Origin of the sequence: Fusicatenibacter sp., from assembly GCF_050872605.1 — a bacterium.
Taxonomy (GTDB): Bacteria; Bacillota; Clostridia; order Lachnospirales; family Lachnospiraceae; genus Fusicatenibacter.
The window spans coordinates 40,371-52,271 of the sequence record NZ_JBNMHD010000020.1 but is presented as its reverse complement, the minus strand read 5'-3'; the positions used below and the strand labels follow the sequence as shown (position 1 = coordinate 52,271).

Here is an 11,901-nt window from a genome sequence, read left to right as displayed (position 1 = left end):
GAAGTCCCCCGCTTCTAAAGCGGTGGGATGAATTGTTAAAAGAAACATAACGGCAGTGGCGGGCGGAGAGAAATCGGTATCCTCCACTGGCATGAGGCAAGTCACAGTCGAACTATTTTCGACATGTCAGACTCCGTGAAAATACCGACTGTGAGTTGAAACAACAGGAAGGATAAAGGAAGATGAGAGAAAAATCAGAAGATCAGATTATACGGACCGAATATTCTGAGGTCATGCAGAAATCTTACATTGATTATGCGATGAGCGTCATCATTTCCAGAGCGCTTCCTGACGTCAGAGACGGATTAAAGCCGGTACAGCGCCGTACGCTGTATGATATGTATGAACTCGGCATCCAGTACGACAAGCCGTTCCGAAAATGCGCCCGTATCGTCGGCGATACGATGGGTAAATACCATCCGCACGGCGACAGTTCCATTTACGACGCGCTTGTCGTAATGGCACAGGATTTCAAGAAAGGCCAGCCGCTCGTGGAAGGCCACGGAAACTTCGGGTCGATTGAGGGTGACGGTGCCGCTGCAATGCGATACACCGAGGCGAGACTGCAGAAAATTACACAGGAGGTCTATTTAAAGGATCTCGACAAAGACGTTGTCGATTTCGTACCGAACTTCGATGAGACGGAAAAAGAACCGTCCGTTCTGCCGGTGCGTGTGCCGAACCTTCTGCTGAATGGCGCAGACGGTATTGCTGTCGGTATGGCAACAAGCATTCCGCCGCACAACCTGTGTGAGATCGTGGATGCGGTCAAGGCTTACATGAAAAACAACGACATCACCGTCAAAGGCCTGATGAAATACATCAAAGGACCGGATTTCCCGACCGGCGGTATTGTCGTCAACCAGGATGACCTGCTGTCGATCTATGAAAAAGGTGTCGGAAAGATTAAAATCCGCGGAAAAGTGGAAGTGGAGAAAGGCAAAAACGGAAAGCAGTATCTTGTGATCACCGAAATTCCGTACCCGATGATCGGTGCGAACATCGGAAAGTTCCTGAACGATGTGGCGGGGCTTGTGGAGAGCAAGAAAGCGCCGGAAATCGTCGACATTTCCAACCAGTCCTCGAAAGAAGGAACACGCATCGTGCTCGAACTGAAAAAAGGCGCGGATGTGGAGCGGATCACGAATCTGCTGTACAAGAAAACACGTCTGGAAGATACGTTCGGTGTCAACATGCTCGCCGTGGCAGATGGAAGACCGGAGACGTTAAGCCTTAAACAGGTGATCGAGCATCACGTTGATTTCCAGTTTGAAGTGGCAACCCGCAAATACCAGAACCTTCTCCGCAAAGAGATGGAGCGCCGCGAGGTGCAGGAAGGTCTGATCAAGGCATGCGATGTGATCGATCTGATCATTGAGATCCTGCGCGGAAGCAAGACACAGAAGCAGGTCAAAGAGTGTCTGATTATGGGTGTGACCGATGGTATCCGCTTCAAATCAAAAGCCAGTGAGCGTATGGCGGCACAGCTCTGCTTTACGGAACGCCAGGCGACGGCGATTCTGGAGATGCGTCTGCAGAAGCTGATCGGACTGGAAGTGGAAGCACTCTTAAAAGATCATGAGGCGACGGTAGCGAAGATCACAAAGTATGAGGATATCTTAAATAACTACGACTCGATGTCGGAAGTTATTATGGAAGATCTGACGCAGATTAAAAAAGAGTACGGCCACAAGCGGAAAACGGCGATTGAGAATGCTGAGGCGATTGTTCTTGAGGAGCCGAAGGTCGAGGAGATGGATGTTGTCTTCCTGATGGACCGCTTCGGTTATGCGAAGACGATCGATACGTCTGCTTACGAGCGGAACAAAGAGGCTGTGCACAACGAGAACAAATATGTGTTCCAGTGCAAAAACACCGATAAGATCTGCGTCTTTACGGATCTTGGCATGATGCACAGCATCAAAGTAATGGACATCCCGTATGGAAGATTCCGTGACAAGGGAACGCCGATCGACAACCTTGGAAATTACAGCAGCCAGAAGGAGCAGATGATTTACGTTGATGCACTGGAAAATATCAAGAACAATAAGCTGCTGTTCGTCAGCGCGGCCGGTATGGTAAAACTTGTCGATGGATCCGAGTTTGATGTCGTAAAACGAACGATCGCGGCGACGAAGCTTTCATCCGAGGAGGACCGTCTGATTCTTGCCGAGGTCTGCCAGGAGCAGGAGTATGTGGTTCTGCAGACGAAAAACGGTGTCTTCCTGCGCTTCCTTACGAGTGAAGTGCCGGAGAAGAAAAAAGCTGCCATCGGTGTGCGCGGTATCCGCATGGCAGAGGACGACGCGGTAGAGCATGCGTATCTGCTGGCAAGCCGGATGGATTACACGATCACGTATCACGACAAAGAGATTTCTCTGACAGCGAAGATTAAGCTGGCAAAACGAGACACCAAGGGAACAAAGATCCGGGTATAACGCAGAGTTTTGTTTATAACCATGAGAAGCACGCTCCGCGGGTTTTTCGAGAGATCACTTGGCAATAAAAGGACACCTGCCCGATACCAGAACGGTACGGGGCAGGTGTCCTTTTCGCATAATTTTTTAGTTATTTGAAAAACTGTGGGAAGTCTTTCTTGGGGTTCTTCTTTCAATGGCAACGTACGGACGATGATGACCGACATATTTATAAGCCGGACGGATGATCTTTCCTTCGTTGACAAGCTCTTCGATCCGGTGTGCGGACCAGCCGGAGATACGGGAGATAGCAAAGATCGGGGTGTAGAGCTCTTTTGGAAGGCCAAGCATTGTGTAAACGAAACCGCTGTAGAAATCGACATTTGCACAGACTGGTTTGAGCAGACGGCGCTTTTTGGCGATACACTCGCCGCCAATGCGTTCTACAGACTCGTAGAGAGCAAATTCTTTCTCGCGGTGCTTCTCAGCGGAAAGCTTCTTTGCATATTCTTTCAGAATCACACAACGTGGGTCGGACAGGGTATAAACAGCATGGCCCATACCATAGATAAGGCCAGTTCCATCGAATGCTTCACGATCAAGCATTTTGGTCAGGTAGGTGCGCAGTTCGTTTTCGTCTTCCCAGTTTGTAACATTCTCTTTAATATTTTCAAACATCTCCATAACCTTCAGGTTGGCACCGCCGTGGCGCGGTCCTTTTAAGGAACTTAAAGAAGCCGCAACAGCAGAGTAGGTGTCGGTTCCGGAGGAGGAGACAACGTGTGTCGTAAATGTTGAGTTATTTCCGCCGCCGTGGTCTGCGTGAAGAATCAGCGCAACATCGAGAACCTTGGCCTCCAGTTCGGTGTATTCTCCGTCCGGGTGAAGCATCTGCAGAATGTTTTCAGCCATCGACAGCTCCGGTTTCGGATTTCGGATGATCAGGTTCTGGTTTTCGTGATAGTGGCGGTATGCATGGTAGCCGTAAACGGCGATCAGCGGCATTTTTGCGATCAGACTCAAAGCCTGACGGAGGACGTTCGGAATGGAAATGTCATCCGGCTTTTCGTCGTAGGAATACAGGGTCAGCACACAGCGCTGCAGAGTATTCATCATGTTTTTGCTGGTTGCCTTCATGACAACGTCGCGGACAAAAGTGTCCGGCAGTTCGCGGTAGATACTTAAAATTTCATTGAAATCATTTAACTGCGGTTCTGTCGGAAGAGAACCGAACAGAAGAAGATAGGTAATCTCTTCAAAACCGAAGCGTCGTCCTTCCATACCTTTGATCAGATCTGCGACGTTATAGCCCTGAAAATAGAGACGGCCATCGGTCGGAACTTTTTCGCCGGTCCGTTCATCAACATCAAAACCGATAACATCGGAGATTTCAGTCAGACCGGTGAGGACACCTTTACCGGTGGAATCACGCAGTCCACGTTTTACATCGTATTCAGTATATAAAGCTAAATCAATTTTTCCGGAATCCTTTGTATATTCTACAAGCTGATTGAGCTTGTCTTCCAGATTGTCGTATTGCATGGTCATGACAACAGCCCCTTTCTTCCTTTAGTTAAAAACTATACTTACTTTTTTGGCGGTTGTCAATGCTTTTCTTTCAAAATACATTAATTTTTATAAGGAAAATGGAGAGTTTTCCTTAATTTTTGAAAGTAAGGACAAGGTTTATGCATAAAATTTGCGTTGGAATGGGGAAAACAGGATGGATGAAAACGGTGGAAAATCAGGTGTTCGGAAGAAATTTTAGAAAAAGATTCATAAATTTCAAAAAAATGCTTGCAATTTCAAAAAAATACGGTATAATAATGATTGTGTCATTCAGGAAATGAATTTCACAGGCCGAAATAGCTCAGCCGGTAGAGCACTTCACTCGTAATGAAGGGGTCGTCAGTTCGAATCTGATTTTCGGCTTATTCTTTAGAAACCCGCAGGACGTAAGGTTCTGCGGGTTTTCTGTATCATGAGAAATATGACAGAAATACGAACGCCCTTTGCAGGAAAAAGATCTGCTGCAAAGGGCGTTTGCTGTTACAAGTTTCAGGAAGATCAGTTCGTACAGCATATCCTGACGGAGCTTTTGGCCAGGCACTTCAAAGAGCACATCAGCTGTTGCCATTTTCCTGTGCTGCCACCCGTGCGTCGCGTTCCCGGCGGGAAAAGACGCAGCCGCAGTAGTCCTGACGGTAGAGGCCGTATTCGTGGGAAAGTTCGATGGAACGCTGGTAGCCGCCCCGTTTCTTGAAATCTGAATTGAGATATGGGATCCCGTATTCGGCGGCAAGCCGTTCTCCGATTTCATTCAGCTTTTCCGCATTTTTCAGCGGGCTGATGGAGAGGGTTGTTGTAAAATAGTCGAGTTTGAGCTGCTTTGCCATTTCGGCCGCTTCGCGGAGCCGCATTTCATAGCAGACAAAACAGCGCTCGCCGCCCTCCGGCACATTTTCCATCCCGCGTGTCAGCTCATAGAACCGGTCAGAATCGTACGGGCCGGGGCAGAAGGAAATCGGATGCACGGCGGGAAGAGAGCGGATCAGCCGCTGCTGTTCCTCCACGCGGTGCTCGTACTCCGTCGGCGGATAGATGTTGGGATTATAGTAAAAGAGCGTAATGGAAAAATACTGCGACAGATATTCCAGCACGTAACTGCTGCACGGCGCACAGCAGCTGTGCAGCAGCAAGGTCGGAACTTCACCGTGAAGTCCTGCAATCTTCGCATCCAGCTCCTTCTGGTAATTTCTTTTATTTGCCATAATGTATCTTCAAACCTCCTGGTATCTTTCAATCCTTTCTATTATAGCCTCAGCGCGGCTGGGATGCAAGCTGCATATGATATCTTATAGATAGAGGAGGATGCAAAAAAATGGATGATCAAATCCTGTCATTAGAGCATATATCACTGTCCTATCACACCATGGAAGGAGAAACACCGGCGCTGTGCGATCTGACCTTTTCGGTAAAACCGGGGGAATTTGTTGCTCTTGTCGGACCGAGCGGCTGCGGAAAGAGCACGATCCTGAACTTGATTTCCGGTCTTTTAAAGCCTGAGGCGGGAACTCTGCTGAGCCGTGGAAGGCCGATCACGGAGGCGGATCTCCATATCGGCTACATGCTGCAGAGAGACCACCTGTTTGAATGGCGGACCATCTACAGCAACGTTCTGCTGGGCCTTGAGATTTCGCGCACGCTGACACCCGAGCGGAAAGAAAAAGTCGGGGAGATGATGGAGACATACGGCCTGAAATCCTTTTCCAATGCCCGCCCGTCCGAGCTTTCCGGCGGTATGAGGCAGAGAGCGGCACTGATCCGTACACTGGCGATGGAGCCGGATCTTCTGCTGCTTGACGAGCCGTTCTCCGCTCTCGACTACCAGACGAGGCTGAACGTCTGTGATGATATCGGAAAGATCATCAAAAAAGAGGGAAAGACAGCAATTCTTGTGACACACGATATTTCGGAGGCCATCAGCATGGCGGACCGTGTGATTGTTCTGGCGGCACGGCCGACGTATGTGAAAAAAGAGATTCCGATCCAGTTTGCGATGGAGGAGCGCACGCCGATGAAAGCGCGCAGTGCGCCGGAATTTAAAACGTATTTCAATGCCATCTGGAAGGAGCTGAATGAAAATGCGTGAGCAGGCAAAAACGCCGGAGAGCAGCTTTCAGAGGGCGTATCTCCGGCAGAAAAAAAGAGAACGGGAGCAGGTGCGGGTGTTTCGGGCTTTGCTTCTCGTCAGTTTTCTGGTATTATGGGAGGTGGCGGCGGATCTGAGATGGATCGATCCGTTTATCTTTTCCAGCCCTGTGCGGGTGGGAAAAACGTTCGTGACCCTGTTGACGGAGCAGAACCTTCTGCGCCATATCGGGATCACGGTGTATGAGACGGGAATCAGCTTTCTGCTCGTCTCGGCAATTGGCATGGCGTTCGCTGTGCTTTTGTGGCTTTTTCCGCGCTTTTCTGCGGTGATGGAGCCGTACCTGGTAGTCCTGAACAGCCTGCCGAAATCGGCGCTCGCCCCGCTTCTCATTGTGTGGATGGGGGCAAACGTGAAAACGATCATCACGGCCGGCATTTCCGTTGCGATATTCGGCTCGGTGATCAGCATTTACAGCAGCTTTCAGAGTGTGGAGCCGGATATGCTCCGCCTGATTGCAACACTCGGCGGAACGAAAAAGGATATGCTGTTCCGCGTCGTGCTGCCGTGGTCGTTTCCGGGGCTGCTCGCCGTGTGGAAGGTTAACATCGGGCTGTGTCTCGTCGGTGTTGTCATTGGAGAATTTATCGGGGCAAGGGAAGGGCTTGGCTATCTGATCATCTACGGCAGTCAGGTGTTCAGATATGCACACGTAAGAAGGGAGGATACCAGATGATAGCAATTGTATGTCTGGAAGAACGAAAAGGAATGCAGTTCGGCGGAAGACGCGTTTCGCGGGACCGCGTGGTGACGGAGAAAATCTGTGAGTTGTGTGAGGGAAAAACGCTCTGGATGGATCCTGCATCGGAAAAGCTGTTTGCGGAGCAGGAGGAGCGCGGAAACGTAACGATTCAGGCGGCAGAAGATTTTCTGAAGCAGGCAGGCGAAGGAGAGTACTGCTTTGTGGAAAATACAGGTCTGCAGGCGGTGGAAGAAAAGATGGAACAAATCGTTGTGTTCTGGTGGAACCGGCATTATCCGTCGGACCGGAAACTGGATCTGGAGCTCTCCAAATGGAACAAGGTGTCTGAGGAGGAGTTTGCAGGCTATTCCCATGAGAAAATAACAAAAGAGGTATATGAGAAATGAAAAAGATAAAAAAACAGCTTCTATTGCTGGCGGTGCTTCTTGTTCTGGCGCTGACCGGCTGTGAGGCGCAGGATCTGCTCTCGACAGAGAGCGCGGATTCCGGTTCGGAGGCCGCAGCTGCCTATACGATGACGGAATCCCAGATTGCCGGGCAGGCGCCGACAGCCGTTTCGGTTCTTGACATCCCGGAGTTTTCCGGAGAACCGTACGTTGTCATCAACAACAATCAGCCGGATTTTACGAATGAGGAGAAGACGACTGAATCATACGAGAATTACAGTGATCTGGACAGCCTGGGACGGTGCGGTGTGGCAGAAGCGAATATCGGACAGGATCTGATGCCGACGGAAAAACGCGGAGCCATCGGTCAGGTAAAACCGACGGGCTGGCATACGGTCAAATATGACCAGGTGGAAGGAAAGTATCTGTACAACCGCTGCCACCTGATCGGATATCAGCTGACCGGCGAGAACGCAAATGAGAAGAATCTGATCACTGGAACACGTTATCTGAATGTCGAGGGCATGCTGCCGTTTGAAAACATGGTTGCCGACTACGTCAAAGAGACCGGAAACCATGTGCTGTACCGCGTTACACCAATTTTTACCGGGGACAACCTTGTAGCGGATGGTGTGGAGATGGAGGCGCTCTCCATGGAAGATGACGGCGAGGGCATTTCGTTCCATATCTTCGCATACAACGATCAGCCGGGCATCTCGATTAATTATGCAACGGGGGACAGTACCTTAAGCGAGAGCAGCGGAACGATGACGGATCAGCAGGAATATGTCATGAACACATCGAGCATGAAATTCCATCTGCCGTCGTGCTCGAGTGTCAGCTCGATTAAGGATGAAAACAAGGCAACGTATCAGGGACCGAGAGAGGATCTGATCGCAGAAGGCTATGAGCCGTGCGGACGGTGCAATCCATAACAGAAATTACAGAAAAAGGATCGGAACTTTCCGGTCCTTTTTTCTATATAGTAAAGAAAAGTATCGGAAAAGTGAGACAGGGATGGAAGAAGAGAGGCTGCGCGCGGTTTATTATGCAAGATGCAGCACGGAGGAGGAAAATCAGAAGGATGCGCTGATAAGGCAGGCGGCAGAAGCGGAGGAGACCATTCGGGCTAAGGGCTGGCTGCTCGTCGATGCATACGTGGAGAGCCGCTCCGGTACGAGCCGGAAAGGCAGACGGGAGTACAACCGCCTGTATGAGGATCTCGACCGGAACCGGTTTGACGTTGTTGTGATCAAGTCGCAGGACCGCCTGATGCGGAACACGCGGGACTGGTATCTGTTCGCAGACCGGTTAAACCGTGCCGGAAAGCGGCTGTATTTTTATCTGGAGAACACATTCTATTCGCCGGAAGACGCGCTTCTGACCGGCATTAAGGCGATTCTGGCGGAGGAGTACAGCCGGGAGCTGAGCAAGAAGATGAATCTGGCGCACCAGAAACGGCAGCAGAATAATGGAAAGCCGGTGCTGACCTCAAAAAGTTATGGTTACCGGCGGACGGCAGACGGAGTGATCGAGCTCATCCCGGAGGAGGCCGCAGTGAAGCGCCGTATGTACGAACTCTGTGCAGACGGTCTCGGCGGACGGAAAATTGCGGCGGTTCTGGCAGCGGAGGGCGTCCGCAGCCGCGCCGGAAAACCATTCTCTGGAACAGATATTATCCGCATGGTGCGGAATCCCATGAATAAAGGCACCGTAGTCATGAACAGGAAGCATTACGATTTTAACACCGGAAAAACGCTCCCTACGCCGCCGGGCGGGCAGTACGTCTATGCGGGGAAAATTCCTGCTATCGTCTCTGAAGAGCTCTGGATAGCGGCAAATCGGGCGGCTGACGAGCGTCTCTGCCGCAAAAAGGTGGGCAAATCTGTTCAGACTTGACTGGGTAATCCTGTCCATCCTGATCCTCTGCCTCGTTGCGGCAGGATTGTACGGCATCTTGGGCTGGCTGGAAAAAAACTACACAAAACGCCGAAATTCGGGAAAGTAGGTGATTTGACTTGCAAAGGAAGGTTGGATGCTTGTATAATAATGCATGATGATTTAAAAAACTTACAGGAAAAGAGGAATGAAAATGGCACAGTTATGGGGCGGACGGTTCACAAAAGAGACCGACAAGTTAGTGTATAATTTTAATGCATCCATCAGCTTTGATCAGAAATTCTATAAACAGGACATCAAAGGCAGCATGGCACATGTAAAGATGCTGGCAAAACAGGGCATCCTGACAGAAGAGGAGAGAGACCAGATTCTTGCAGGACTGGAGGGGATTCTTGCCGATGTAGAGAGCGGAAAACTGGAAATCACCAGCGAATATGAGGATATCCACAGCTTCGTGGAGGCAAACCTGATCGATCGCATCGGAGACGCCGGAAAGAAGCTGCACACCGGAAGAAGCCGCAATGACCAGGTAGCTCTCGATATGAAACTTTATGTCCGCGATGAGATCACCGAGATTGATGCACTCGTCAAAGAGGTGCTGGTAACACTCGAAAAAATCATGGAAGAGAACATTCACACCTATATGCCGGGATTCACCCATCTGCAGAAAGCACAGCCGATCACACTGGCACATCACATGGGCGCATATTTTGAAATGTTCCGCCGCGACAGAGGCCGCCTTGCAGATATCTACAAGAGAATGAATTACTGTCCGCTCGGTTCCGGTGCGCTGGCTGGAACGACGTATCCGCTGGACCGCGCTTACACCGCAGAGCTGCTTGACTTTGACGGCCCGACCTTAAACAGCATGGATTCCGTATCCGACCGTGACTATGTCATTGAGCTCCTCAGTGCTCTTTCTACGATTATGATGCATCTTTCCCGTTTCTCCGAGGAGATCATTATCTGGAATACCAATGAGTACCAGTTTGTGGACATCGACGACGCATACAGCACCGGAAGCAGTATCATGCCGCAGAAAAAGAATCCGGATATCGCAGAGCTTGTCAGAGGAAAAACAGGCCGCGTTTACGCAGCACTGATGTCGATGCTCACCACCATGAAGGGAATCCCGCTGGCGTACAACAAAGATATGCAGGAGGATAAAGAGCTGACCTTCGATGCCATCGACACCGTAAAAGGATGCCTGGCTCTGTTCAATGGCATGCTTTCTACCATGCACTTCAAAAAAGACCGCATGGAGAACAGTGCAAAGAACGGTTTCACGAATGCAACGGACGCAGCCGATTACCTTGTTGGAAAAGGCGTTCCGTTCCGCGATGCACACGGCATTGTCGGCCGTCTCGTTCTGTACTGCATTGACAAAGGAATCTCCCTTGATGATATGAAACTCGAAGAGTACAAAGCGATCAGCCCGGTCTTCGAGGATGATATTTATGATGCCATCAGCATGAAGAACTGCGTAGAACGACGCAACACGATCGGTGCGCCGGGAGCAGATGCGATGCTGGCTGTCATCGAGCAGAATAAAAAATATTTACAGGAAAATTGAAAAAACAGTTGCAATTTTGAAAAAATTGGTATAGTATGACATGAGACGCACAAATGTACGCCACAGAAGAACAAGGAGATGAAACCAATGGAGCAGAAATTGAGAGTAGGAATTTTAGGAGCAACCGGTATGGTAGGTCAGAGATTTATTTCTCTGCTGGAGAACCATCCGTGGTTTGAAGTTGTGACCCTGGCAGCAAGTCCGAGAAGTGCCGGAAAAACATACGAGGAAGCAGTCGGCGGACGCTGGAAAATGGATACTCCAATGCCGGAAGCAGTGAAAAAGCTCGTTGTGATGAATGTAAATGATGTAGAGCATGTGGCATCTACTGTAGATTTTGTATTTTCCGCAGTTGATATGTCGAAAGATGAGATCAAAGCGATTGAAGAAGCATATGCAAAGACCGAGACACCGGTTGTTTCCAACAACAGCGCACACCGCTGGACACCGGATGTGCCGATGGTAGTGCCGGAAATCAACCCGGAACATTTCGATGTCATCGAGTTCCAGAAAAAACGTCTGGGCACCAAGAGAGGATTTATTGCGGTAAAACCGAACTGCTCCATCCAGAGTTATGCGCCGGTTTTAACTGCATGGAAAGAGTTTGAGCCGTATGAGGTTGTTGCAACCACATATCAGGCAATTTCCGGAGCAGGAAAAACCTTCAAAGACTGGCCGGAGATGGAAGGCAACATCATCCCGTTCATCGGCGGCGAGGAAGAGAAGAGCGAGCAGGAGCCGCTTCGTATCTGGGGTAAAATTGAAAACGGCGTGATCGTAAAAGCAACCGAGCCGAAGATCACCTGCCAGTGCATCCGTGTACCGGTATTAAACGGACACACCGCAGCCGTTTTCGTGAAATTCCGCAAGAAACCGACGAAAGAGCAGCTCATCGAGAAACTGGAGAACTTCAAAGGCCTTCCGCAGGAACTGAACCTCCCAAGCGCACCGAAACAGTTCATCCGCTACATGACCGAGGATAACCGCCCGCAGGTAACCCTGGATGTCAACTACGAGAACGGAATGGGAATCAACGTAGGCCGCTTAAGAGAAGACACCATCTACGACTGGAAATTCGTAGGCCTCTCCCACAACACCGTCCGCGGCGCAGCCGGCGGAGCTGTACTGTGTGCGGAGACACTCGTTGCTAAGAAATATATCGCTGCAAAATAATTTTTCCTGAGCAATCTTAAAAATAAAGACCTTATAGC

Annotated in this window: 10 protein-coding genes and 1 tRNA gene; 9 read left to right on the top strand and 2 right to left on the bottom strand. The window is 50.0% G+C overall.

What is annotated here, in order from left to right; translation table 11 throughout:
* The first annotated feature begins 182 nt into the window (after window positions 1-182).
* Window positions 183-2,438: a DNA gyrase/topoisomerase IV subunit A gene (locus tag ACY2VT_RS07840; RefSeq protein WP_461879484.1), complete on the top strand. Its 2,256-nt coding sequence runs from the start codon at window positions 183-185 to the stop codon at window positions 2,436-2,438.
* 126 nt (window positions 2,439-2,564) lie between these two features.
* Here ACY2VT_RS07840 and ACY2VT_RS07835 read toward each other — a convergent pair whose 3' ends face one another.
* A complete protein-coding gene (locus ACY2VT_RS07835) occupies window positions 2,565-3,965 on the bottom strand; it encodes a citrate/2-methylcitrate synthase (protein ID WP_461879483.1) in 1,401 nt (466 codons plus the stop codon).
* A 311-nt stretch (window positions 3,966-4,276) separates the two neighbouring features.
* Here ACY2VT_RS07835 and ACY2VT_RS07830 point away from each other — a divergent pair.
* Window positions 4,277-4,349 (top strand) — tRNA-Thr (locus ACY2VT_RS07830).
* A 191-nt stretch (window positions 4,350-4,540) separates the two neighbouring features.
* Here ACY2VT_RS07830 and ACY2VT_RS07825 read toward each other — a convergent pair.
* On the bottom strand, window positions 4,541-5,188 hold the full coding sequence (locus ACY2VT_RS07825; protein ID WP_117802455.1) for an epoxyqueuosine reductase QueH: 648 nt from the start codon (window positions 5,186-5,188) through the stop codon (window positions 4,541-4,543).
* Between the two features lie 110 nt (window positions 5,189-5,298).
* Between ACY2VT_RS07825 and ACY2VT_RS07820 the strand changes: the two genes are divergently transcribed.
* The 7 genes from ACY2VT_RS07820 (at window position 5,299) to asd (ending at window position 11,863) form a co-directional block, all read left to right on the top strand.
* Window positions 5,299-6,069 carry an ABC transporter ATP-binding protein gene (locus ACY2VT_RS07820; RefSeq protein WP_022463010.1) on the top strand — a complete coding sequence of 257 codons (771 nt, stop codon included), beginning with the start codon at window positions 5,299-5,301 and terminating at the stop codon, window positions 6,067-6,069.
* Window positions 6,062-6,805 carry an ABC transporter permease gene (locus ACY2VT_RS07815; RefSeq protein ID WP_461878371.1) on the top strand — a complete coding sequence of 248 codons (744 nt, stop codon included), beginning with the start codon at window positions 6,062-6,064 and terminating at the stop codon, window positions 6,803-6,805. The genes ACY2VT_RS07820 and ACY2VT_RS07815 overlap by 8 nt, the downstream gene beginning before the upstream one ends.
* Window positions 6,802-7,218, top strand: a complete 417-nt coding sequence (locus ACY2VT_RS07810; protein WP_461879482.1) for a ribonuclease Z — start codon at window positions 6,802-6,804, stop codon at window positions 7,216-7,218. The genes ACY2VT_RS07815 and ACY2VT_RS07810 overlap by 4 nt, the downstream gene beginning before the upstream one ends.
* Complete coding sequence (locus ACY2VT_RS07805) at window positions 7,215-8,153, top strand: DNA/RNA non-specific endonuclease (protein ID WP_461878374.1); 939 nt, start codon at window positions 7,215-7,217, stop codon at window positions 8,151-8,153. Before ACY2VT_RS07810 ends, ACY2VT_RS07805 begins: the two co-directional genes overlap by 4 nt.
* 82 nt (window positions 8,154-8,235) lie before the next feature.
* A complete protein-coding gene (locus ACY2VT_RS07800; RefSeq protein WP_461879481.1) occupies window positions 8,236-9,117 on the top strand; it encodes a recombinase family protein in 882 nt (293 codons plus the stop codon).
* A 193-nt stretch (window positions 9,118-9,310) separates the two neighbouring features.
* The gene (argH, locus tag ACY2VT_RS07795; protein WP_461879480.1) at window positions 9,311-10,690 is read left to right on the top strand and encodes an argininosuccinate lyase; all 1,380 of its coding nucleotides are present in this window, start codon (window positions 9,311-9,313) and stop codon (window positions 10,688-10,690) included.
* Between the two features lie 87 nt (window positions 10,691-10,777).
* Entirely contained in the window at window positions 10,778-11,863 is a 1,086-nt protein-coding gene (gene asd, locus ACY2VT_RS07790) for an aspartate-semialdehyde dehydrogenase (RefSeq protein ID WP_461874252.1), read from the top strand.
* Window positions 11,864-11,901: the final 38 nt, after the last annotated feature.